The 22,481-nt window shown below is 59.4% G+C and carries 21 protein-coding genes; 19 read left to right on the top strand and 2 right to left on the bottom strand.

The genetic code is table 11. The features are described from left to right. Positions 1 to 31: 31 nt before the first annotated feature. On the top strand, positions 32 to 2,923 hold the full coding sequence (gene rnr, locus QWZ03_RS05290; RefSeq protein WP_290331781.1) for a ribonuclease R: 2,892 nt from the start codon (positions 32 to 34) through the stop codon (positions 2,921 to 2,923). 9 nt (positions 2,924 to 2,932) lie between these two features. Then, positions 2,933 to 5,554 (top strand): ATP-binding protein, encoded by a 2,622-nt coding sequence (locus QWZ03_RS05285; protein ID WP_290331780.1) that lies wholly within the window; start codon positions 2,933 to 2,935, stop codon positions 5,552 to 5,554. Between the two features lie 15 nt (positions 5,555 to 5,569). On the opposite strand, the gene QWZ03_RS05280 is transcribed toward QWZ03_RS05285, so the two are convergent. Beyond that, entirely contained in the window at positions 5,570 to 5,914 is a 345-nt protein-coding gene (locus QWZ03_RS05280; RefSeq protein ID WP_284197540.1) for a hypothetical protein, read from the bottom strand. Between the two features lie 155 nt (positions 5,915 to 6,069). Between QWZ03_RS05280 and QWZ03_RS05275 the strand changes: the two genes are divergently transcribed. The 3 genes from QWZ03_RS05275 to QWZ03_RS05265 all read left to right on the top strand — a co-directional run bounded on the left by QWZ03_RS05275 (position 6,070) and on the right by QWZ03_RS05265 (position 7,688). After that, positions 6,070 to 6,432, top strand: coding sequence for a hypothetical protein (locus tag QWZ03_RS05275; RefSeq protein WP_284197539.1), 363 nt, complete (start codon positions 6,070 to 6,072; stop codon positions 6,430 to 6,432). Between the two features lie 88 nt (positions 6,433 to 6,520). Next, entirely contained in the window at positions 6,521 to 7,210 is a 690-nt protein-coding gene (locus QWZ03_RS05270) for an SIMPL domain-containing protein (protein ID WP_290331779.1), read from the top strand. 64 nt (positions 7,211 to 7,274) lie between these two features. Beyond that, complete coding sequence (locus QWZ03_RS05265) at positions 7,275 to 7,688, top strand: protein YgfX (protein WP_290331778.1); 414 nt, start codon at positions 7,275 to 7,277, stop codon at positions 7,686 to 7,688. Between the two features lie 78 nt (positions 7,689 to 7,766). On the opposite strand, the gene nadB is transcribed toward QWZ03_RS05265, so the two are convergent. Then, the gene (nadB, locus tag QWZ03_RS05260) at positions 7,767 to 9,341 is read right to left on the bottom strand and encodes an L-aspartate oxidase (protein ID WP_290331777.1); all 1,575 of its coding nucleotides are present in this window, start codon (positions 9,339 to 9,341) and stop codon (positions 7,767 to 7,769) included. 355 nt (positions 9,342 to 9,696) lie between these two features. Here nadB and rpoE point away from each other — a divergent pair, with 355 nt between their 5' ends. The 14 genes from rpoE to QWZ03_RS05190 all read left to right on the top strand — a co-directional run bounded on the left by rpoE (position 9,697) and on the right by QWZ03_RS05190 (position 22,375). Then, a complete protein-coding gene (rpoE, locus tag QWZ03_RS05255) occupies positions 9,697 to 10,302 on the top strand; it encodes an RNA polymerase sigma factor RpoE (protein ID WP_284197649.1) in 606 nt (201 codons plus the stop codon). Continuing rightward, complete coding sequence (locus QWZ03_RS05250) at positions 10,271 to 10,852, top strand: sigma-E factor negative regulatory protein (RefSeq protein ID WP_290331776.1); 582 nt, start codon at positions 10,271 to 10,273, stop codon at positions 10,850 to 10,852. The genes rpoE and QWZ03_RS05250 overlap by 32 nt, the downstream gene beginning before the upstream one ends. A gap of 91 nt (positions 10,853 to 10,943) precedes the next feature. Beyond that, a complete protein-coding gene (locus QWZ03_RS05245) occupies positions 10,944 to 11,921 on the top strand; it encodes a MucB/RseB C-terminal domain-containing protein (RefSeq protein ID WP_284197534.1) in 978 nt (325 codons plus the stop codon). 195 nt (positions 11,922 to 12,116) lie between these two features. Then, positions 12,117 to 13,613, top strand: coding sequence for a DegQ family serine endoprotease (locus tag QWZ03_RS05240; RefSeq protein WP_290331775.1), 1,497 nt, complete (start codon positions 12,117 to 12,119; stop codon positions 13,611 to 13,613). Next, positions 13,606 to 13,866 carry a glutaredoxin family protein gene (locus QWZ03_RS05235; RefSeq protein ID WP_284197532.1) on the top strand — a complete coding sequence of 87 codons (261 nt, stop codon included), beginning with the start codon at positions 13,606 to 13,608 and terminating at the stop codon, positions 13,864 to 13,866. Before QWZ03_RS05240 ends, QWZ03_RS05235 begins: the two co-directional genes overlap by 8 nt. Before the next feature lie 131 nt (positions 13,867 to 13,997). Then, entirely contained in the window at positions 13,998 to 15,791 is a 1,794-nt protein-coding gene (gene lepA / locus QWZ03_RS05230; RefSeq protein WP_290331773.1) for a translation elongation factor 4, read from the top strand. A 123-nt stretch (positions 15,792 to 15,914) separates the two neighbouring features. Then, entirely contained in the window at positions 15,915 to 16,889 is a 975-nt protein-coding gene (gene lepB, locus QWZ03_RS05225; protein ID WP_290331772.1) for a signal peptidase I, read from the top strand. Positions 16,890 to 17,098: 209 nt separating this feature from the next. Continuing rightward, positions 17,099 to 17,470 carry a DUF4845 domain-containing protein gene (locus tag QWZ03_RS05220; RefSeq protein ID WP_290331771.1) on the top strand — a complete coding sequence of 124 codons (372 nt, stop codon included), beginning with the start codon at positions 17,099 to 17,101 and terminating at the stop codon, positions 17,468 to 17,470. Next, a complete protein-coding gene (gene rnc, locus QWZ03_RS05215; RefSeq protein WP_308447517.1) occupies positions 17,467 to 18,162 on the top strand; it encodes a ribonuclease III in 696 nt (231 codons plus the stop codon). Before QWZ03_RS05220 ends, rnc begins: the two co-directional genes overlap by 4 nt. Continuing rightward, positions 18,159 to 19,052 (top strand): GTPase Era, encoded by an 894-nt coding sequence (era, locus tag QWZ03_RS05210; protein WP_290331770.1) that lies wholly within the window; start codon positions 18,159 to 18,161, stop codon positions 19,050 to 19,052. The genes rnc and era overlap by 4 nt, the downstream gene beginning before the upstream one ends. 21 nt (positions 19,053 to 19,073) lie before the next feature. Beyond that, positions 19,074 to 19,808 carry a DNA repair protein RecO gene (recO, locus tag QWZ03_RS05205; RefSeq protein ID WP_290331769.1) on the top strand — a complete coding sequence of 245 codons (735 nt, stop codon included), beginning with the start codon at positions 19,074 to 19,076 and terminating at the stop codon, positions 19,806 to 19,808. After that, the gene (acpS, locus tag QWZ03_RS05200; protein WP_290331768.1) at positions 19,808 to 20,188 is read left to right on the top strand and encodes a holo-ACP synthase; all 381 of its coding nucleotides are present in this window, start codon (positions 19,808 to 19,810) and stop codon (positions 20,186 to 20,188) included. Before recO ends, acpS begins: the two co-directional genes overlap by 1 nt. 103 nt (positions 20,189 to 20,291) lie before the next feature. Next, on the top strand, positions 20,292 to 20,654 hold the full coding sequence (locus QWZ03_RS05195; protein WP_284197525.1) for a SpoIIAA family protein: 363 nt from the start codon (positions 20,292 to 20,294) through the stop codon (positions 20,652 to 20,654). Further along, positions 20,654 to 22,375, top strand: a complete 1,722-nt coding sequence (locus QWZ03_RS05190; RefSeq protein WP_290331767.1) for a cyclic-di-GMP receptor FimW-related protein — start codon at positions 20,654 to 20,656, stop codon at positions 22,373 to 22,375. The genes QWZ03_RS05195 and QWZ03_RS05190 overlap by 1 nt, the downstream gene beginning before the upstream one ends. Positions 22,376 to 22,481 lie beyond the last annotated feature (106 nt).

Raw genomic sequence — 22,481 nt, 5'->3', positions numbered from 1 at the left:
CATTATAGAGAGACAATTTCCTGTGTCAACGATGAAAACAAAGAAAACTGAAAAAATCGCCAAACTCCCCCGTGCCGTACTCAAGCTGAGGCAGGCGGATCCTTATTACAAACAAGAGGTTGAGCGCTATGAGCACCCTCTGCCCAGTCGCGCCTACTTGCTGCAGATTCTGACTGAAAAAGGGGCACCTATGTTCCCCGAGGAGCTGGTGGCGCTGTTTTCCATCCAGCCCTATGAGGCAGATTTCTTCAGCCGGCGCATCAATGCGATGGTGCGCGAGGGCGAGGTGATGATCAACCGCAAGGGGGCCATCTGCATCGCCGACAAGCTGGATCTGATCAAGGGCCGGGTGCATGGCCATGCCGATGGCTTTGGTTTTGTGGTGCCCGACGACGGCAGCCCTGACCTGTTCATCGGACCCAAGGAGATGCATAAGGTATTACATCGCGATCGGGTAATGGTGCGCGAAATTGGCGTGGATCGCCGTGGCCGGCGGGAGGGCAAGATTGTCGAGGTGCTGGAACACGTCAATACCCGCTTGGTGGGACGCTTGTTTGCCGAGCGTGGCGTGCGCTTCATCCGTCCGGAAGAAAAGCGTATTGCCCAGGAGATACTGGTGAGCCCCGAGGGCGGGCTGGACGCGGAGCCAGGCCAGGTGGTGTCGGTGGAACTGCTGACGCAACCCAGCAAGTATGGTCAGGCCATCGGCCGTATAGTCGAAGTACTGGGCAACTATGCTGACCCTGGCATGGAGATCGAAATCGCCCTGCGCAAGCACGACCTGCCGCATGTTTTCTCGGCTGAGGCCGAGGCGCAGGCTGGCAAGACGCCGCAGGAAGTCAGGAAGAAGGACTGGAAGACACCGGAAGGGCTGAAACGCGAGGATCTGCGCGACATGCCGCTGGTAACCATTGATGGCGAGACGGCGCGCGACTTCGATGATGCCGTGTATGCCGAGCGCAGTGGCAAAGGTTGGCGGCTGGTGGTGGCGATCGCGGATGTCAGCCACTATGTGCGACCCAAGGATGCACTGGACCAGACGGGTTACGAGCGCGGAAATTCGGTGTACTTCCCCCGCCGTGTCATACCCATGCTGCCGGAAGCGCTGTCCAACGGTATCTGCTCGCTTAACCCTGCGGTAGAGCGCTGTTGCATGGTTTGCGATATGCAGGTTGATGCCAAGGGGGAGGTCAGGCAGTACCGCTTCTACCCGGCTGTGATGCTGTCCAAGGCGCGCTATACCTACAACGAGGTATGGGAGATATTGCAGGATCCCAAAGGCCCGGCGGCCAAGAAGCGCAAGGGGCTGGTGGCTGATCTGCAGACCTTGTATGACCTGTTCCATGTCCTGCTCAAGGCCAGGGGCAAGCGTGGTGCCATTGATTTCGATACGCTCGAGACCCAGATGGTATTCAACGAGGCGGGCAAGATAGACCGTATCGTGCCGGTGACCCGTAACGATGCGCATCGCCTGATCGAGGAATGCATGCTAGCGGCCAATGTCTGCGCGGCTGACTTCCTGGGCAGCCATGACCATACCGCCTTGTATCGCATCCATGAGGGGCCGACCGAGCGCAAGCTAGAGAATCTGCGGGGCTTCCTCAACGAGCGCGGCCTAAGCCTGGGCGGGGGGGATGAACCGCATGCCAAGGACTATGCCGGCCTGATGGCGCAGGTCAAGGAGCGGCCGGATGCGGGCCTGCTGCAGACCATGCTGTTGCGCTCCATGCAGCAGGCGGTCTACAGCCCGGAGCGGGCGGGGCATTTTGGCCTGGCTTATGAGGCCTATACCCACTTTACCTCGCCGATACGGCGCTACCCCGATCTGCTGGTGCATCGTTCCATCAAGGCCGTGCTGTGTGGAACGGCTTATAAGCCGGGTAAATGGGAGGAGATAGGGGCGCATTGCTCGCAGACCGAGCGGCGTGCTGATGAGGCGACCCGCGATGTACAGAGCTGGCTCAAGTGCTACTACATGCTGGATCGCATTGGTGAGGTATTTGAGGGTGTGGTGTCGGCTGTCACCAGCTTTGGCCTGTTTGTGACCCTGGATGGCCTGTTTGTCGAGGGCCTGCTGCATATCTCCGAGCTGGGTACGGATTACTTCCAGTACAACGAAGCCAGCCATACCCTGCGAGGAGAGCGTAGCGGCAAGACCTATGGCTTGACGGACAGGATCACCATCAAGGTGGCGCGGGTAGACCTGGAGACCAGCAAGATAGACTTCGTGCTGATCGAGCAACGTCCGGAACAGCAGCTTGAGCAGGCTGATGCTGGCAAACGCCATCCTCGTCGTAAGGCGGGGCCGGTCCCGGCCACACCGGTGGCCGAGGTAAAAACTGAAGAGGCCAGGCCTGCCAAGCGTGCTCGCAAGCCAGCCGCATCGCCGGCTGTGGAGGTCAAGCCGGCAGCGAAGCCGGCGACGCGCAAAGCGGGTGCGGAGGTTGCAAAGACACCTGCTGTCGCGACCCCAGGCAAGCCGGCCAGAAAAACTGCCACCCAGGCCAAGCCTGCTTCGACAGCGGTTAAATCGGCATCGCCAGCGGCACCCGTGCCTGCAAAGGGTAGCAAGGCCAAGACGGCGTCGGTTCAGGCACCCGCACTGATGCCCAAGCGACCTGCCCAGGTAGCCGCCTTGTTCCTGCCCAAGCCCGGCCAAACCTTGCCGGAAGCGACGCCTGCGCCTGCTAAACGCCCGCGTAAACCGGCGGCCAAGGCCTTGGAGGGTGCCGTGCCCGCCGCTACGGTGGCGGACAAGCCTGCTGGCAAATCTACCGGCAAGGCCAAGCCTGCCGCAAAACCCGCCAAGGCGGCCGTTGCGGCTAAACCCAAATCTACCGCCCAGGCCACGCCTGCCCCCAAGGCCAAAGCGGCGGCCAGCGCACCGGTTGCGAGCAAGACCCGCAGCAAGCCGAAAAGCTGAGGATGCTGCATGCAGCCGCTAGCCTGGGACAGCTTGAAGCAATATGAGTGGCTGCAGGTGCCGGTCTGGGTCTATGACCTGGCACGGCAGCGCATACGCTGGGCCAATGCGGCTGCGGAAAGCTTATGGTTGGCGGATAGCCAGGCCGAACTGCTGTCGCGCGACCTGTCCGACCTGTCGGCGGCGGCGGAGACCCGCCTGCGTGCCCTGCAGCAGGCCGTTGCCAGCAAGGGCACGGGGCAGGCCAACTGGACGCTCTATCCGCGCGGCCAGCCCACCCAGGTTGCTCTGACCGCGGTGGCCGTCACCCTGCCGGAGGGCGGTGAGGGTCTGTGTTTCCAGGCACAGCGCAGCGGGCCGAATGTCATTGATCCGGCGGCTTTGCGCGGTGTGGAAGCGGTGCTCCATTTTTCGCTGGCTGTGGTGATGTTTGACATGCGGGGGCAGGTGTTGATGCAAAACCCTGCGGCCCTGCGCGCGTTCTCGCAATTGGCGCTGACCGATGAGGGCGGCTTCTACAGCCTGTTGCCCAGCCGGGGGGAGGCCGAGCGCATCTGGCAGGCTGCGGTCGCGTACGGTGTGGACCAGGGCGAGCGGCAGTTCAGCGCCCGGCCCAAGCCACGTTGGTATGGCTATAGCCTGCATCGCGTGCTGGACCCGGTGGATGGCGGCATGGCTATGTTGCTGACGGCCCAGGATGTATCAGAACGGGTGCAGTCAGAGCAGAAGTTTCGGGTCTTGTTTGAACAGTCTGCCAATCCCATGGCGCTGTACGATCCCAAGAGTGGTCGGGTGGTGGACTGCAACCGGGCGGCATCCCAGGCCCTGCGGCTGGCCAGCCGCAAGCAGTTCATCGATACCGATCCAGCCCGTTTCTACCCCCCCCGGCAACCTGATGGCGGCGATTCGCGCCAGTTGGCGGTCGACTATGCCGAGCGGGCGCTCAAACTGGGCTGGCATCGCTACGAGTGGCAGTTCCTGCGCTCGGACGGCAGTGAGTTGCTGGTGGAGATTACCGTGTCACCAGTGACGGTTGGCGAGCGGCAATTGCTGCTGGCGGTCTGGTATGACCTGTCCTTTCGCAAGCTGATCGAACGTCGCATGCTGGAAGCCAAGGAGGAGGCTGAGGCGGCCAACCGGGCCAAGAGCCAGTTCCTGGCCAATATGAGTCATGAAATACGCACGCCACTCAATGCCATCGTCGGCATGACAGGCATGCTGCTGGCAGGGGAGGTGACCGAAACCCAGCGGCAGCGCCTGGAGATAGTGCGATTCTCGTCCGAGGGCCTGGTTGCGCTGGTGGGTGACATACTGGATTTCTCGCGTATTGAGGCGGGCAAGCTCAGCCTTGAGGCCAGGGTGTTCGATTTGCGCGCCCTGGCCGCGCGCACCAGTGAGCTTTTGCGTTTTACCGCCGAACAGAAGGGCTTGAGCCTGGCGATGAGCATGGGGGTGACCGTGCCGCGCTGGGTAGATGCCGATGAAGGACGTTTGCGCCAGGTGTTGGTGAACCTGCTGGGCAATGCCATCAAGTTTACTGAGCGGGGCAGGGTAAACCTGCATCTGGAGGCGCTCGAGATAGAGGCAGATTCGGCCGTAGTGCGGATATCGGTAAGCGATACTGGCATTGGTATTCCGGCCGATAAACTGGACAGCATCTTTGAGGCCTTTTCGCAGGCGGATGACAGCATTACTCGGCGGTATGGTGGTAGCGGGTTGGGGCTGACCATATCGCGCAGGCTGATACGGGCCATGGGTGGGGAGTTGCAGGTGCAAAGCGTGCCTGGGCAGGGTAGCGAATTCAGTTTCTGCCTGCCCTTGCGACTGTGCGATGCGCCTGAGCCGGAGGTCGTTGCAACGGCGTTGCCTGCTGCGGCGCCCTTGCGCATCCTGTTGGCCGAGGACAATCCCATGAACCAGCAACTGGCCTGTGCCTTGCTGGAGCAGGATGGTCACCAGGTGACGGTAGCCCATCATGGTGGCGAGGTCTTGGACCATTTCATGAGCCAGCCCTTCGACCTGATCCTGATGGATATGCAGATGCCCGAGATGGACGGTCTGGCAGCCACGCGCGCCATCCGGGCGCTGGAGGAGGATGGACATCTACCCATTGTGGCGATGACGGCCAACGCGATGCCTGAGGATAGGGAGCGTTGCCTGGCTGCCGGCATGGATGACTTTCTGACCAAGCCGATATCGGTGGGCAAGCTGCGCCAGGTGCTGGCGCAGATCAGGCCAGAAGGCCTTGAGCCGGCACGGTTAGCAGCGGAGGAGGCGGTGCCGGTCCCCTTGATGGTTGATACCGTTTTCGACCCCCAGGCGGCGCTGGAGACCTGTGGCGGCAATGCAGGCCTGGTGCGTGAGTTGACGAGCTTGTTCAGCGCAGAGTGGCCGTCCCGCAGGATGGCCTTGCAAGTTGCCTGGGAGGCGGGTGACCTGACGGCTGTGGCCAAACTGGCGCATACCCTCAAGGGTAGCTTTGGTGCGCTGGCGTCCAGCGAAGGGGTGGCGGCTTCGCAGGCCTTGGAGCAGGCTGCCAAGCAGGGCGGGGCGGATACCGCCGCGTATGCACGCCTGCTGACTGCCGGGGAGGCGTGTCTGGTACGGATGGCGGAATGGGTGGCGGCCTGACCGCGACCCCGGATGCTAGCCCATGCCGCGCAGCAACTGGTCCAGCTTGGTGCGGTACTCGTTGCTGACATCGGTCAGCTTGAGGCCGGTACGGAATTCGCCCATGGAGCCCACCAACGAAGAGTAGATGGGTTTGCCTTCCACTTCGACGTAGGACACGCTGATATGCATCGCATCCGGTATCTGCAGGATGACTCGGTAGGTGATATGAGGAAACAACTGCTCGGTACAGAACAGGGATATCCCTTTCTGTGCCACTTCGGTGGCATGGCTTTGTATGATGCGGTCGGGCTGGTTGAGGGGGATGACGGCGGCTTTCCAGCGTACCAGTCGTCTACCCGAGGTGCGTTGATCAAACATGCCATGCCCTTGTCGTGAGTCTATCGATTGATTCTAAGCGATGCTGAGGTGGGGTTTCCAGCCATGCTATGCTGCTTGGGGCTGGACATGGCGAATTTCGCGCAGACGGAACGAATCATGCCGGCCGCTTAGTGTCTTTCCTGGAGAAACCCCACATGTACTTTGTTGATCGATCGATCGCTGTCATCAAGCCCAAGAAGCCCTTTCTGGACTGGCTCAACGCCTTGCCAGAAAACGAAGTTACGCTCAGCCTCGACGATATACGCAGTGATTGCACGGTATTGATGATACCGGAGGTCAATGAGCAGGAAGACGGTATCGCCTATATCGATGACATGGCGGACAAGGTGTTCGAGATGGAACTGGCGTCCTGGGCGCAGGACAGCAAGCTGTGGCCCAAGAGCCGCAACCTGAAGGTGTTCTGGGACTGGTTCGAGGTGGAGATACATACCGTGTTGATGGACAGCGTGGATGAGGATATCCACAACAGCCCCACGGCTGACCACGGCCTGCATTGATTCAGGCGGAATTCAGGCCAGCAATGCGAGACTGGCCGTGATGTCTGGTTGTGGATGACCAGACAGCCCTACCCGAGAGAGGAAAAGCATGAACAAGTTAGCCCGTATCGTTACCCTGGCCCTGTTGACCGGCAGTGTGTTTGCCGCTGAGATGGTGCCACAGTACAACCTGGTCAGCCTGCAGGCTGAGGCACGCCGTGCCGTGACCAATGATCTGGCCAGTGCGAGCCTGTATGTGGAGTACAACGACGCCAACGCGGGCGCGCTGTCCGACAAGCTCAATCGTTCGGCTGCCGAGGCGCTCAAGACAGCCAAGGCTTACGCCAGCGTCAAGGCCGCCGCCAATGGCAACAGTGTCTATCCTATCTACAGCAGCAAGAACAGGCTGGATGGCTGGCGTGGCCGTGCCGAGATCAGGCTGGAGTCGACCGACTTCAAGGCCATCGGTGAATTGGTTGGCAAGCTGCAGGCCAATATGCAACTGGGTGGTATCCAGTTTACGGTGGCGCCAGCGACGCGTGAGCGGGTAGAGACTGAATTGATGGATGAGGCCATCCAGGCATTCCGCAGCCGTGCCGAAGTGGTGAAGAAGAGTGTGGGTGGCAAGAGCTACAAGCTGGTCAACCTCAACCTGAATACCAGCAGCTCCTACCCGCAGCCCATGTACAAGGCTGGCGCCATGCGTACCATGGCCGTCGCTGATGTGGCGCCGCCGCCCATGGAGGGTGGCGACAGCGAGGTTGTGGTAGGCGTGTCCGGTAGCGTGGAAGTCCAGTAAGTCTGCGCCAACCGCAAGCAAGTCGAGGGAGTGGCATAGGCTGCTCCCTTGTCGCATGGACCGCATGAAAACCAATCCACCGCTACAACTGGTACTGCAGCCATCGCGCCTGGCGCCACGGGCGGTGCTGCTGCTGCATCTGCTGGCCTTGCCCATGCCCTGGCTGGCCGCCATGGCATGGCCGTGGCAGTTGCTGGCAACGTTGATGGTGTTGTTGTCTGGCGTTGCGTGGTATCGCCGTGGGCGGCAGCAGCAACTGGTGGGCATGCGTTTGCTGGCCGATGGCAGCTGGAGCTTGCGCTGCAATGGGGCCGAGGTGGAGGCCACATTGCTGCCGGGGGCCCACGCCCACGCCTTCTTGCTGGTCTTGCCCTTTAGGCAGGCGGACGGCCGAACGCTGCGGGTCTTGCTGTGGCCGGATAGCAGTGATGCCCACGCACTACGCCGTTTGCGGGCGTGGCTGCGGTGGGGTGCTTAGAGCGGCTACGCTGGTTTTATTGGGCGCATTTGCGCTGCAGTGCCGGAAGCCATTGAATAGGCAAGCCGGCACGCCCGGTCAGCGTCCCGGCAGGATGGTGGGAGTGGCCTGCGGCAAGGTTGCGGGATAGTCCCTGCTGTAGTGCAGGCCGCGGCTCTCGTGCCGTACTTGCGCGGAACGGACTATCAGGTCGGCGGTGTCGACCAGATTGCGCAGTTCTATCAGGTCGTTGCTGACCCTGAAGTGGCGGTAGAACTCGTCGATCTCGCGCTTGAGCAGGGCGATGCGGTGGGCGGCACGTTCCAGTCGTTTGTCGGTCCGTACTATGCCCACGTAGTCCCACATAAAGCGCCGCAATTCATCCCAGTTGTGGGCGATCACCACTTCCTCGTCGGCATCGCTGACCTGGCTTTCATCCCAGGCCGGGACGGCCAGTTGCGGGGCGGGCTCTGCTGCGGCGATATGCTCTGCAGCCTCACGCCCCAGTACCAGTGCCTCCAGCAGGGAGTTGCTGGCCAGGCGATTGGCGCCGTGCAGGCCGGTGCAGGCGGTTTCACCGATGGCATAAAGGTGGGCTACATCAGTGCGCCCCGCCAGATCGGTTACCAGGCCGCCACAGGTATAGTGGGCTGCCGGCACCACGGGTATGGGCTGCCTGGTGATGTCTATGCCCAACTCCAGACAGCGCTGGTAGATGGTGGGGAAGTGTTCCTTCACGAACTCCGGCGGCTGGTGGCTGATATCCAGATAGACGCAATCCAGGCCATATTTCTTCATTTCGAAGTCGATGGCCCGGGCGGTAATGTCACGTGGGGCCAGTTCGTGGCGTTCATCGTGGGCAGGCATGAATCGGCTGCCATCGGGCAACTTGAGCAAGCCACCTTCGCCGCGTACCGCCTCGGAAATCAGGAAGCTCATGGCGTGTGGGTGGTACAGGCAGGTGGGGTGGAACTGGATGAATTCCATATTGGCCACCCGGCAGCCTGCCCGCCAGCCCATGGCAATACCGTCGCCAGTGGCCGTATCCGGGTTGGTGGTATAGAGGTAGACCTTGCCGGCGCCGCCAGTGGCCAGCACGGTGTGCTTGGCCAGCAAGGTAATGACGCGGTCGGCTTGCTTGTCGAATACATACGCACCCAGGCAGCCCGCCTCTTCCCGCCCCAGCTTCTTGCCGGTAATCAGGTCCAGGCCGATATGCTGCTCCAGCAGGGTGATGTTGGGGTGTTGCCTGACCTTGTCGGCCAGGGTGGCAATCACGGCGGCGCCCGTGGCATCTGCGGCATGGATGATGCGGCGATGCGAGTGCCCGCCTTCACGGGTAAGGTGAAAGCCGGTTTCGTGGGCGGCGTCTGGTGTAAAGGGAACGCCCAGTTCGATCAGCCACTCTATGGCACTGCGGGCATGTTCCAGGATGAAACGGGTGGCGGCCTCGTCGCACAGGCCTGCGCCTGCGACCAGCGTGTCGTCCACATGCTCGTCTATGCTGTCGGTCTGGTCGAGTACGGCAGCGATACCACCTTGAGCCCATTGGCTGGCGCCATCGGTCAGGCTACGTTTGGTTACCATGGCGATCTTGTGGGTATCAGCCAATTGCAGGGCCAGCGTCATGCCGGCCAGGCCACTGCCCAGTATCAGTACATCGTATTCTTGCATGGTCAGGCTTCAGAGGAGTTAACCGCCACTATACCAAAGCGTTGCGCCCTGCTGGCGGCGACAAAACCATGGCATTTGCGCGGTCTTTGCCATCTTGGCGAAAATTGTCGGAACTTTTCTGCGATGCCTAGTGTCACTGCTAGGTGCCCGCGAGGGAGGAGAGCGGAAAGGCCCACTCAAGATGGATACCATTACACTACAGCCCGCAAACTTGCTGGACAGTCTGGGCATTACGTCCAACACTGAACGCAAGGTCACGCCCAAGCTTGAAAAAGCACGGGAAAGCTCGCATGTTCTCCCAGTTGAGACGGTGAAGCCGCAGGCGGCCGCCGTCAGCCAGGAGAAAACACGCACCATGTCGAGTGAGCGGGATATCGACCATGAACTGGTACTGCGCGTTCAGCGCGGTGACAAGAAAGCCTTCGAGCTGCTTGTCAACAAGTACCATCGCAAGATCGGCCGGCTGCTCAGCCGCATGATACGCGATCAGGCCGAGATTGAAGATGTTACCCAGGAAGCCTTCATCAAGGCTTACCGTGCTTTGCCCGCGTTCCGTGGTGAAAGTGCCTTTTATACCTGGCTGTACCGCATCGCCATCAATACGGCCAAGAATTATTTGGCATCGTTGGGGCGTCGCCCTGTGCTCTCTACCGAGTATGAGGATGAGGACGGCGATACCCTGGATACGGCATCGCAGTTGCCGGATATGAATACACCCGAAACCGAAATGATGAACCGTCAGATCGTGGCGACGGTGAACCAAGCGGTAGAAGCCCTGCCTGAGGAGTTGCGCACCGCGATTACCTTGCGCGAAATGGAGGGCTTGTCCTACGAAGATATTGCAGCTGTAATGAATTGCCCTATCGGCACGGTGCGTTCGCGCATCTTCCGGGCTCGCGAAGCGATTGCAACCAAGCTGCGGCCCATGATTGAATCAGTCGGCAAAGATCGGCGTTGGTAACAACCTACAGGGTAGACGGGTGCAGAAAATGCAGGAAAAACTTTCGGCCATGGTAGATGGCGAGTGGGATGACCACGAGCTTGATGCGCTGATGGCCTCTATCTCGCAGGAAGAGGGCGCCGACGTTTGGCGGGATTATCACCTGATTGGTGATGCGATGAATCAGCGCTCGGTATTGTCCGGCGACTTCATGGCGAATTTTTCGACGCGGCTGGAGCAGGAGCCTGCAATATTGGCACCCAATGCCATGCGGCGGCGCATGGTTGTTCCACACAAGCGATGGGTTGCGCTGTCGATGGCGGCGTCGGTGGTACTGGTCAGTGCAACCGCGTGGTATGTCAGCAGCGCACGCGGCTTGACCGTGCCGGGTACGCCAGCGGGTAATGAGTTGCTGGCGGCCAATCAGCCGATCAAGGTCGCGCCGCAGGTAGTGGAGGAGGTTAATCCCTATCTGTTTGCTCACCAGGCCATGTCGGGCAACCCCGGTTTCAGCCACAAGCCTGTTATCTTGACGGGTGCTGAGGCGGAACGGGCAGCGGGTCATCATTGACCCGCATTGATACGCCATACAAGCGGCGCGCCGGGCGCGCCGCGTAATCCCAACGGATACCCCTAATATCTTGCGTGACGCTAAGCCTGCCATGAAACTGCGTATGGGCTTGTGCAGCCTGTTGCTGCTCGCCTCGTCGGTACAAGCTGCAGAATTGCTTACCTCTTCCGAATCCGCCGGCTTGCTCAAAAGAATGGCGGTATCGGCGCGAATACTCAATTACAGCGGCGTTTATCTCTATCACCATACCGATGTGATGGAGACCTTCCGTCTGGTACATGCCTACGATGCAGGCGGTGAGCAGGAACGGCGTGAGTCGCTGGACGGTATCCCGCGTGAGTTTGTCCGCAATAACGACCAGATTACCTGTTATCTCCCCAATGTCCGTCCCTTCATGCTCGATAGGCGTGCGGCGAACAAGTTCTTTCCCGGCGTCATACCGGATCAGATATTGGATGTGCTGAATAATTACAGCTTTAAGCGCCTGGGTGTGGAGCGGGTGGCGGGGTATGAGTGCCAGTCCGTCCTGCTGGAACCTAAGGACAAGCTGCGCAATCCGCATCAGCTATGCCTGGAAACCAATACGGGCTTGCTGCTCAAGAGCACCATGTTTGCGCCTGAGCGTGGCGATTTGCTGGAACATTTTGTTTTTACACAGCTGGATATTGGTGGGCCCATAGACAAGCGGGCACTGAAATCGGTGCTGGCCAGCAAGGCTCTGCCGCTGGAGCCCCAGCCTTTGCCCAAGGCCTTACCCGCCCCGCTGGGGGGCGCTTCGCAGTTCGTGATGGCGAATTTGCCCAGTGGCTTCCGTCTGGTCAAGGAGGCTCTCAGCAAGCTCCCGGGCAAGGCCGACCCTGTACAGCACTTCCTCTATAGCGATGGCATGGCGACAGTATCGGTCTTTGTCGAGCCCGCCAGCAGCAATCCTGTTGCCTTGCCTTTGTCGCGCAGTAACAAGACCGTGAATTTCTATTCGCGCCAAGCCGACGGCTGGCGTGTCACCGCACTGGGTGAAGTGCCATTGCGCACGGTGCAGCTTTTTACCCAGGCCTTTTCCGTCCGCTGAGCCATGATGCAGTTCGTCGCGGTTTTCAGGGGGCTTGTCGCAAGCCGACAGCAATCGGGAACTTGGCCGGCAAGGCCGGGCTCCTAGCTCTCGTCATAGATTTGCCTGTTTCAGCGGGTCACTTGAAATTCTGCTGAGCAGCAATCACCTTGTCCACACCTTCTAGTCAGTCAACGAGAAAAAGGATAGATCGGTATGAAACACAGCCTGTTGACCGCCTTGTTGTTCACTTGCGGTCTTACTGCCTGCACTGAAGCAGCCACTGCTCAACCCGCTGCCAAGCCTGTTGCCGTTGCGCCTACCGTGGCAGCAACGGCTGCGCCCCTGGTGGCAGGATTGCCTGATTTCAGCGCCTTGGTTGAGCGTGAGGGCCGTGCCGTGGTGAATATCAGCACCACCCAGATTGTGCGGGCCAATCGCAACCCGGCTCAGGGTATGGATAACGAAACCCTGGAGTTCTTCAGGCGCTTTGGCTTCCCGGTGCCGCAGCAATCTCCACGGCCACGGGAAGAGCGCGCCCAGTCGTTTGGCTCTGGTTTTATCATTGAAGCCGATGGCTATGTGCTGACCAATGCCCATGTGGTGGCTGATGCGGATGAAATTACCGTCAAACTGATAGACCGGCGAGAATTCAAGGCCAAGGTGGTGGGTTCGGATGCCCGTACCGATGTGGCCTTGCTCAAGATTGAAGCCACGGGTCTGCCGACGGTGGATTTGGGTTCCAGCGAAAAGCTGCGTGTTGGTGAATGGGTCATTGCCATCGGTTCGCCCTTCGGTCTTGATAACAGCGTGACCGCCGGCATAGTCAGCGCCAAGGGGCGCAATCTGCCGGATGAGAATTTCGTGCCTTTCATCCAGACCGATGCGGCGGTGAACCCAGGCAACTCGGGTGGCCCGCTGTTCAATGTGCGCGGCGAGGTGGTGGGGATCAATTCCCAGATATTTAGCCGCTCTGGCGGTTATATGGGGCTGTCTTTTGCCATCCCTATCGATACGGCTGTGCAGATATCCGAGCAACTCAAGCGTCAGGGCAAGGTTACCCGTGGGCGCATAGGTGTCGGCATACAGGGCATGAGCGATGAGCTGGCCGAGAGCTTCGGCCTCAAGGCCAAGCAGGGCGCCCTGGTCACTAATGTGGAGTCGGACTCCCCTGCAGCCAAGGCTGGACTGAAGGCGGGTGACGTTATCCTCAAGTTCAACGGTGTGGCGGTGGATGAATCATCTGACTTGCCGCGTATCGTGGGCGGGACCAAGCCGGGTAGCAGCGTGCCGATGGAGATCTGGCGTGACAAGGCTGGCAAGACCGTCACGATCGCCGTGGCAGAGCTGGAAACGCCGGCTGATGGCCGTTCGGCCCAGCGCGAGCGTAAATCCGAGCCCAAGACCGAGGCAGGCGTCAGCAAGTCTGGCTTGACCATACGCGAGGTGGATGCCCGCACGCTCAAGCAGTTGGGTGTGAAGTTCGCCATGCAGGTGGTTGAGGTGCGTGGTTCGGCCGGTCGTGCTGGCATACAGCCTGGTGACTTTATCGTAGGCATAGGCGGCGATGAGCTGGCCTCGCTGAGCCAACTGGACAATGCCCTGACAGCGGTGAAACCCGGCGGCAGCATACCGCTGCGCTTGCGCCGTGGTGAGGCTTCGCTGTTTGTGACCTTGAAGATGCCGGAAAAGGGCGACAAGGGCGATGATTGAGCGGGCACTGCTGACGCTGTATGGCCGGGAATATTGCAGCCTGTGCCAGCAGATGCGCGAGGAATTGCGTCTGCTGGCGCCGGATCTACAGTTGGATGTGATCTGGTTCGATATTGACGACGATGACGCCGCTGAGGCCAAGTACAACGATATGGTGCCGGTGCTGGCGGGCAATGGTGACGAGGTGATTTGCTTCTATCACCTCGATCGCTACAAGCTGGATGCCTACCTGGGGCGCCTGCGGACTGCCTGACGGCAACGGTGGTGTGTGTCACTATCCACCCAAGCTACGCTGAATCCGGTAAAATCGCGAAAAATCAACGTGGGCACGTCGCAACGTGCCCATTTTTCATGCAGTTTTCCGGTCGTGTCTCCCAGAAGTTTATGAACCATATTCGCAATTTCTCCATCATCGCCCACATCGACCACGGTAAATCCACCCTGGCTGACCGCTTTATCCAATTCTGCGGCGGCCTGGAGCTGCGGGAGATGAGTGAGCAGGTGCTCGATTCCATGGATATCGAGAAGGAACGCGGCATCACCATCAAGGCCCAGACCGCTGCCTTGCACTACAAGGCGCGTGATGGACAGGTCTACAACCTGAACCTGATCGATACCCCGGGCCACGTTGACTTCAGCTATGAAGTCAGCCGCTCGCTGGCCGCCTGTGAAGGGGCCTTGCTGGTGGTTGATGCCTCCCAGGGCGTGGAAGCACAGACGGTAGCCAACTGCTACACCGCCATTGAGCAGGGTGTCGAGGTGGTGGCCGTGCTGAACAAGATCGACCTGCCTGCGGCCGAGCCCGAGCGGGTCATCGATGAGATCGAGGATATCGTCGGTATCGAAGCGACGGATGCGGTTCGCGCCAGCGCCAAGAATGGCATTGGTATCGAAGACATACTCGAGGCCGTGGTCGCCAAGGTGCCTGCCCCCAAGGGCAACCCGGAGGGACCGGTCAAGGCATTGATTATCGACTCCTGGTTCGACAACTACGTCGGCGTTGTGATGCTGGTGCGGGTGGTCGACGGGGAGATCAAACCCAAGGACAAGCTGCTGTTCATGTCGACCAAGGCACAGCATCTGTGCGAACAGGTTGGTGTGTTTACGCCCAAGTCGGTGCAGCGCGATTCGCTCAAGGCGGGTGAAGTCGGTTTTATCATCGCGGGTATCAAGGAGCTGGCGTCTGCCAAGGTTGGCGATACCATCACCCTGGTCAAGCCGGCAGCGACCGAGGCCTTGCCTGGCTTCAAGGAAGTGAAGTCGCAGGTGTTCGCCGGCCTCTATCCGGTGGAGTCGCATGATTACGATTCGCTGCGTGACAGCCTGGAAAAGCTGAAGCTGAACGACGCTTCGCTGCATTTTGAGCCAGAAGTGTCGCAGGCCTTGGGCTTTGGCTTCCGTTGTGGCTTCCTGGGCTTGCTGCACTTGGAGATCGTGCAGGAGCGGCTGGAGCGCGAGTTCGACATGGATCTGATTACCACGGCTCCGACCGTGGTGTATCAGGTGCTGCTCAAGGATGGCGAACTGATAGAGATTGAGAATCCGTCGCGCTTGCCTGAACTGGGCAAGATCGAAGAGATACGCGAGCCCATCATTACCTCGACCATTCTGGTGCCGCAAGACTATGTGGGCGCGGTGATGACGCTGTGTAATCAGAAGCGCGGTGCCCAGCGCAATATGCAGTATCTTGGCCGTCAGGTGATGCTGACCTATGAACTGCCCATGGCCGAGGTGGTGATGGATTTCTTTGACAAGCTCAAGTCGGTGTCGCGTGGTTATGCCTCGCTGGACTATGACTTCAAGGAATTCCGCTCCGACGATCTGGTCAAGCTCGATGTGCTGGTCAACGGTGAGAAGGTCGATGCGTTAAGTCTGATTGTGCATCGCGCCACCAGCGTTTACCGTGGCCGCGAACTGGTCAGCAAGATGCGCGAATTGATACCGCGGCAGATGTTCGACATTGCCATTCAGGCGGCCATCGGCGCCCATATCATTGCCCGTGAAACCGTCAAGGCCATGCGCAAGGATGTGTTGGCCAAGTGCTATGGCGGTGATATCAGCCGCAAGAAGAAACTGCTGGAGAAGCAGAAGGCCGGTAAGAAGCGGATGAAGCAGGTGGGTAATGTGGAAATCCCGCAAGAGGCCTTCCTGGCGATTCTGCAGGTCAGTGACAAGTAACACGATGCCGTATCAGGCAGTTCGTACTGCCTGATCGGTGCTCTGTCTCAATCTGGGTGTGACAAGTGCTTGCAAGCGCTATTGTCATGCCCATACAACCCCTAACACGCCAAGAAAGCCCGCATGAACTGGACCTTGCTTGCCTTTGTTGCCTTGCTTGCTGGCCCCGCCCTGATCTGGTATTCGCGCAGATCTGCCCAGCCGGTGTTTGATGCCGAGCAGATGGCTGAAAGTGCGCTGTGGGGATATTTCTTCATACTGGTCGGCGGCTGGGGCGTGCTGTCCATGTTCGCCAACCCCAGCGACCTGTTCTTTGTCGTGATGCTGGTGGCGGCTGTGATGGCGCTGATTGCCAAGCTGATGGGCTATAAGGCCAAGGGCAATGAAAAGGCCTTGCCAGATTGGGCAGCTTTCGGCTTCTCCAATGCGCTGGTGCTGGCGGCCATCGGCATAGGCAAGACCTTTGTGATCGAACCGATGCAGATCCCCTCCAGCTCCATGCGTCCAGGCTTGATCGTGGGGGATTTCATCCTGATCAACAAGTCAGCTTATGGCGTACGCGTACCCTTCCTGAATGTGCCGGTGATCCCGGTGGGCAAGCCGGAGCGTGGCGATGTTGTGGTGTTCCGTTTCCCTGAGGATACCAAGATCAACTACATCAAGCGTGTCATCGGTGTGCCTGGCGACAAGGTGGAGTACCGCAACAAGCAGCTGACCATCAATGGTGTGCGTGTGGATAGCGTGCCGGTGGGGAACTACGAGTACAAGGATGCCGGCCAGGATTCGGTACAGGCCGTACGCATGGCCGAGAAGTTGAACCAACACAAGTATGAGACTCTGAATGTGCCGGGTACACCTAGCCTGATACCCATGTCGGTGCATGATTTCCCCATGCGCGAGCAGCAATGTCAGCATGACGAGACGGGATTCAGCTGCACGGTACCCCAGGGACAGTACATGATGCTGGGCGACAATCGCGACAATAGTAATGACGGTCGTTACTGGGGCTTTGTGCCGGATGATCATCTGGCGGGTCGTGCCTTTATGGTCTGGATGAATTTCGGCCAGTTCAGTCGGATTGGCACCCGTATCCAATAGTATCGTGAGCAGACGCGCACTGTTTGCCATAGGGCGTGATGGTGTGTAGCGCCCGCTGGATAAAGACATCGCTTGCCATGATCGACATGGCAAGCGATTTGCATCTTGTCGGGTGCGAACTTTATGCCACGGCAATGGTGAAATAGTTCATGGCAGGCTCTAGAATGGCGCCAGACAAGCGCGATTCGCGTATATCGGAGAATGAAAGCATGCGTAAACAAAAGGGCTTGAGCCTGATCAATCTGCTGGCATGGGGCATTATTCTGGGGGCCTGCTTGGTTCTCGGCTTGAAATTGATCCCTGTCTATTCGGAGTACATGGGTATCAAGACCGCCTTGAAGGCATTGGCCAAGGATATGTCGGGGGCGCCGATCGGCGAGATACGTGAGTCGTTTGACAAGCGGGCAACGATCGAAGATATCAAGTCTGTGCAAGCGGCGGATCTGGATATCGTTCAGGATCAGGCCGGCACCGTGATTTCGGTGACTTACCAGCGTGTCGTACCCCTGGTGGGCAATGCGAGCCTGCTGTTCGATTTCAGTGTCGAGGAGCGCCATGGCGGTAGCGGTGGCGGCGAGTGAGTGCTGATTTCACCCGGCTTGAGCTGGCACTGTCGCATCGGTTTGCCGATGCCCGTCTGCTGCAGCAAGCCCTGACCCATCGTAGCTATGGGGTGCCGCACAACGAACGGCTGGAGTTTCTGGGCGATAGCATACTCAATGCCGTCGTGGCTAGGTTGCTGTTCGATGCATTTCCTGAGCGTAGCGAGGGGGAGTTATCCCGGCTGCGTGCCAGCATGGTCAAGAAGGAAACCTTGGCGGAGTTGGCGCAGGATCTGCTGCTGTCCGAATACCTGCGCCTGGGTGATGGCGAGGCACGTAGCGGGGGCTATCAGCGTCCGTCGATCTTGGCCGACACGCTGGAAGCCATCTTTGCTGCCGTCTGCCTGGATGCAGGCTTCGAAGCTGCACGAGAGACGATTACTGCTTTGATCGGCCCTAAGATCGCTGCCATTGATCCGGAAACGCATGGCAAGGATAGCAAGACCAAGTTGCAGGAGTGGTTGCAAGCCCGCCGTATGGCCTTGCCGCAATATCGTATAGTCAGCCAGCGCGGCGAGGCGCATGATCAGCATTTCGTTGTGGAGTGCCGTATTGCCGATCTCGATCTCGCCAGCAACGGCGAAGGCGCCAGCCGTCGGGCCGCCGAGCAGGAGGCCGCAACCCGCGCGCTATCCACCCTGCCTAATGTCAGGAAAGCGCACAAGTCATGACCGAAGCAACACCGTTTCATACCGGCTTTATCGCCATTGTTGGCCGTCCCAACGTGGGCAAGTCCACCCTGCTGAACCGGCTGATAGGCCAGAAGATCAGCATCGTCTCGCGCAAGGCGCAGACTACCCGCCACCGTATCACCGGCATACGTACTGATGCCGATGCCCAGTTCGTGTTCGTGGACACCCCAGGTTTCCAGACCAAGTACAAAAGCGCCCTGAACGACGCCATGAATCGTGGTGTCACCACTACCCTGTCCGACGTGGATGTGGTGTTGTTCGTGATCGAGGCCAGCAAGTTCGATGCACGTGATATCGAGGTGATGAAGTTGCTACCCAAGCATCGCCCCGTCATCCTGGTGCTCAACAAAGCCGATCTGCTGAAGGACAAGGGGCAGTTACTGCCGTTTATCCAACGCATGTCCAGCCAGTTCGCCTTCCATGCGATTGTGCCGATCTCGGCCAAGAAGATCATGAAGGTGGACGTCCTGATTGATGCCATCAAGCCGCTTTTGCCTGAAGGCGCGCCCATGTATGAAGAAGACCAGGTGACGGATAGGAGTCAGCGCTTCCTGGCCTCTGAACTGATACGCGAGAAGATCTTCCGCCTGGTAGGTGATGAACTGCCGTACTCCACCACGGTGGAGATTGAGCAGTATCAGGAAGAGGGCAATCTATGCCGCATCCATGCGGCTATCCTGGTGGATCGCGATGCACAGAAGGCCATCGTGATTGGCGCCGGGGGCGAGAAGCTCAAGGAAATCTCCACCCAGGCCCGGACGGACATGGAAAAGATGTTCGACTGCAAGGTCTATCTGGAAGTCTTTGTCAAAGTGAAGAGTGGGTGGGCCGACGATACCCGCCTGGTGCGCCAGTTCGGTTACGAGTAAACCTGTTCGGATGGCGGCACGATGAGTTTTGCCCGCAGCAAGCAGCGTGTGGAGGCAGCCCCTTGCTGGCTGCTGCACAGCTATCCCTACAAGGAAACCAGCCTGATCATCGAGGTGTTGAGCAGGCAGCAGGGTCGGGTGGCGCTGGTGGCGCGCGGTGCACGCCGGCCTACCTCGGGCTTGCGCGGTAGCCTGCTGGCATTCCAGCCGCTGGAGGCATCGTGGTTTGGCACGGGCGACCTGAAAACCCTGCATGCTGCGGAATGGCAAGGCGGGGTGCCGCAACTGGCGGGCTTACCGCTGATCTGCGGTTTCTACCTCAATGAATTGCTGCTCAAGCTGCTGCCGCGTGAAGATGCCCACCCTGGCTTGTTTGATGCCTATGGCAGGGCAGTGCGTGCATTAGCGCAATGTCCGCAGGAGGTCGAGCCCATACTACGCCGCTTTGAGATGACCTTGCTGACCGAAATGGGCTACGGCTTTGCGCTGGACAAGGACGCTGCGGGCCAATCCATCAGCAAGGAGGCGGAGTATCGTTTCATGACAGGGCGGGGCATCGTGCCGGCCTTCAATTTGCCCTCGGGCATGGGTGTGCCGCTGTCTGGCCGCAGCCTTGCGGCCATGGCCAGTGGCGATTACAACGAGCCCCAGGCTGCGCAGCAGGCCAAGCATTTGATGCGGGTACTGCTGGCGGAGCTGCTGGGTGAGGCACCACTACATACCCGCAAGATACTGCGCGACCTGCACAAACTCTGATGATTTATGGCATAGGCACCGACCTTATCGACATAGCCCGCATAGGGGTGGCCTACGACAGGCATAGGCAGCGCTTTGCCGATCGTCTATTGTCGTTGCCGGAACAGCAGGAACTGGCACTGGCGACGGACAAGGCACGCTTCCTGGCCAAGCGCTGGGCGGCCAAGGAGGCCTTTGCCAAGGCTTTGGGCACGGGTATACGGCCGCCGGTTACCCTGGCAGGCATCTGGATTACCCATGATGCGGCAGGGCGGCCTGGACTGGGTTTCGATGAGGCAATTGCTGGCCTGCTGCAACAGCGGGGCATAGGTCGCGCCCATTTGTCGCTCAGCGACGAGCGTGGGTCGGTAGTGGCCTTCGTGGTACTGGAAGTTAGCTGAACCCGATGGCTATAACAAAGTCATAATGGGGTTACCATTGTGGCATGCATTGCCACCACGGCAGTGCGGCCTAACTGTACGGACGCCTATCAAGGAAACCGGGATGATCGCCATTGAACACAAAGCTCACTGCGTGCTGGCTACGGTAGCCGGGGAATTCACCCTGGCGGATTATCGCGAATTTGAAGAAAACGTGCTGTATGAGCTGCGGTTTCACGGCAAACCCAACCTGCTGCTCGACCTGACGGAAATGCTGGGCTACACCCTGGATGTGGTGTGGGAGGAAATACGCTTTACCCGCGAGCATGCGACAGACTTTGGGTGTATTGCCATCGTCACTACCGATCAATGGACTACTTGGGCCACCTGGCTTGCGCGTCTGTTTGTAGAGAGCGAAGTACAGGTGTTTGAAAACGGGCGGCAGGCTGAGGCCTGGCTGCTGGAAAATACGCCGGTACCTGGCTGATGCGTCGCTTATTTGAATCCCTTAGCGGTATGGTCAAGCGGGAGTCGGATCCCTTGGGGGATCCGCGTACCGCAACGAACTGGATGAAGGATATCCGCCAGCAGGATATCGCTGGCCAGTTGCTGGCTGTGCGGGAAATGATAGGGCGGATCGAGGGGCGCGAGGGCATATCGCTCCACACCCTGCAATCGTTGTTCGTGATAGACGAGAAAATCCAGCCCACCTTTGACCAGGTAAAGCAGCAGTACATCCAGAATCCCCGCGCTGGCAAGGCCGTAGAGGAAAAGCTCTGGAATGAGGTTGTGGGGTTTGCCCGGGCGATGCTGGCAGCCTACCACCCCTTTGTGCGGCTGGAAGAGCCCAGCCCCGAAGAGGAGGCCGGCTTCCTGCAGGCCAGCGGCCTGATGCTGGCGCGTGCGCTGCACTATGTGGGCATACAGGTGAAGTGGCACTACTTCCGCTTCCAGAGCCCACCCGCGACCCTGTGGGCGGCAGCCAACCAACTGTACAGGCTGGCGGAACTCAGCGGGGTGGACAGCCATTCCTTCCGGCTCTATTCCGAGCAGGAGAGCCAGACGACATCCTGTACTGACGAGTTCATACGCATACAGATGCTGGCGACGCTCAATAACGGCAATTTCAATCTGCGCCAGTACGATTGGGCAGACCGCTGGCTGATGCTGTGGTCGCGGCAGGTGCAGGTGGAGCGCAAGTACCGAGAGGGGGTGCACCAGTTCTGCGTCAATCTGGGCGAACCCAGTGGCCCGGCCAAGATACATGAAGCCATAGAAGGCGAGATGCTGCGGTTTTGGGGCGTGGGCGAATTGCTGGCCGAGATGGCCAAGGTCATCAGCCAGCTGGAAGCCGGCGACACGCCTGCGCGCCTGGGTTTGGGCGATGACGCGCGCATGCCGGCCTGTCTCGATTTCCTGCGGCAGCTGGAGATACTCTGGTCGCGTGAACGTAACCAGCAACTGGGTCGCAGCGAGCGTACCAAGGTCAGCAAGCTGGTGCAGGTAACGTCGGGCCTTTCCAATATCTTCACCGCCATCCGCTTTGACGACGAGCGCGCCATGCTGCGCTCCAGCGCCCGCACTGCGCCGGACAACGACGAAGTCATGGATATGAAGCTCTATGGTTATGTGACGGATCGTACCAAGCAGAAGCTGGCCATGGCGCAAGCCCGTAACCATGCTTACGTGAACAAGGCCAAGACCATAGACCACGATGAGTGGATAGTGGAGAACCAGTCGGCAGGTGGCTTTGGGGCAGTGCTGCCGCTGGAAGGGCATGATTGGGTGCGGTTGGGTGTATTGCTGGCCTTGCGCAACCACGAGCAGGACAGCTGGATGATTGCCGTCATCAGGCGGCTCAACCGTATCAATGGCGAGCAGCTCTATGCCGGCGTGCAGATACTGAGCTCCACACCGGTAGCCTCCAGCATGAAGTCGCTGGAGCCGGAGCGGGCGGTCAGCATGTCTGCGGTGGAGGGGATAGATACGGTGGGTTTGACCTTGCCCAAGAGCGGTCTCTACATTCCCTACCTGGGTGAGGGAAAGCGTGCCAATACCCTGTTGATCCATTCGGCCGATTACGCGCCTGGCCGCTTGTACCAGGTGACTGCACGCGACAAGATATTTGTTGTGCGTATAGGTGAGACCCTGGAAAAGGGTCCGGACTGGATCTGGGCCATGATAGAACTGATGCGGCGAGATGCTTGAACTTCCAGCCTGAAACCGACCTGCGGGTCGGTTTTTTAATGCGTGGCGGTATCGTTCAAGCGCTGGCTTGCCGTGTTGGTCCACAATCCGGACATCTGCAGCAAGC

It is taken from the genome of Chitinimonas viridis, assembly GCF_030409555.1.
GTDB lineage: Bacteria > Pseudomonadota > Gammaproteobacteria > Burkholderiales > Chitinimonadaceae > Chitinimonas > Chitinimonas viridis.
This window is presented reverse-complemented; position numbering and strand designations above follow the sequence as displayed.

Coding starts and splice junctions, on each gene's coding strand:
- era (WP_290331770.1), top strand. CDS start 18,159: ATGACCGAAGCAACACCGTTTCATACCGGCTTTATCGCCATTGTTGGC.
- QWZ03_RS05190 (WP_290331767.1), top strand. CDS start 20,654: ATGCGTCGCTTATTTGAATCCCTTAGCGGTATGGTCAAGCGGGAGTCG.
- QWZ03_RS05280 (WP_284197540.1), bottom strand. CDS start 5,914: ATGTTTGATCAACGCACCTCGGGTAGACGACTGGTACGCTGGAAAGCC.
- lepA (WP_290331773.1), top strand. CDS start 13,998: ATGAACCATATTCGCAATTTCTCCATCATCGCCCACATCGACCACGGT.
- acpS (WP_290331768.1), top strand. CDS start 19,808: ATGATTTATGGCATAGGCACCGACCTTATCGACATAGCCCGCATAGGG.
- QWZ03_RS05195 (WP_284197525.1), top strand. CDS start 20,292: ATGATCGCCATTGAACACAAAGCTCACTGCGTGCTGGCTACGGTAGCC.
- nadB (WP_290331777.1), bottom strand. CDS start 9,341: ATGCAAGAATACGATGTACTGATACTGGGCAGTGGCCTGGCCGGCATG.
- rnr (WP_290331781.1), top strand. CDS start 32: ATGAAAACAAAGAAAACTGAAAAAATCGCCAAACTCCCCCGTGCCGTA.
- QWZ03_RS05275 (WP_284197539.1), top strand. CDS start 6,070: ATGTACTTTGTTGATCGATCGATCGCTGTCATCAAGCCCAAGAAGCCC.
- recO (WP_290331769.1), top strand. CDS start 19,074: ATGAGTTTTGCCCGCAGCAAGCAGCGTGTGGAGGCAGCCCCTTGCTGG.
- QWZ03_RS05240 (WP_290331775.1), top strand. CDS start 12,117: ATGAAACACAGCCTGTTGACCGCCTTGTTGTTCACTTGCGGTCTTACT.
- rpoE (WP_284197649.1), top strand. CDS start 9,697: ATGTCGAGTGAGCGGGATATCGACCATGAACTGGTACTGCGCGTTCAG.
- QWZ03_RS05265 (WP_290331778.1), top strand. CDS start 7,275: ATGAAAACCAATCCACCGCTACAACTGGTACTGCAGCCATCGCGCCTG.
- lepB (WP_290331772.1), top strand. CDS start 15,915: ATGAACTGGACCTTGCTTGCCTTTGTTGCCTTGCTTGCTGGCCCCGCC.
- QWZ03_RS05270 (WP_290331779.1), top strand. CDS start 6,521: ATGAACAAGTTAGCCCGTATCGTTACCCTGGCCCTGTTGACCGGCAGT.
- QWZ03_RS05285 (WP_290331780.1), top strand. CDS start 2,933: ATGCAGCCGCTAGCCTGGGACAGCTTGAAGCAATATGAGTGGCTGCAG.
- QWZ03_RS05235 (WP_284197532.1), top strand. CDS start 13,606: ATGATTGAGCGGGCACTGCTGACGCTGTATGGCCGGGAATATTGCAGC.
- QWZ03_RS05220 (WP_290331771.1), top strand. CDS start 17,099: ATGCGTAAACAAAAGGGCTTGAGCCTGATCAATCTGCTGGCATGGGGC.
- QWZ03_RS05245 (WP_284197534.1), top strand. CDS start 10,944: ATGAAACTGCGTATGGGCTTGTGCAGCCTGTTGCTGCTCGCCTCGTCG.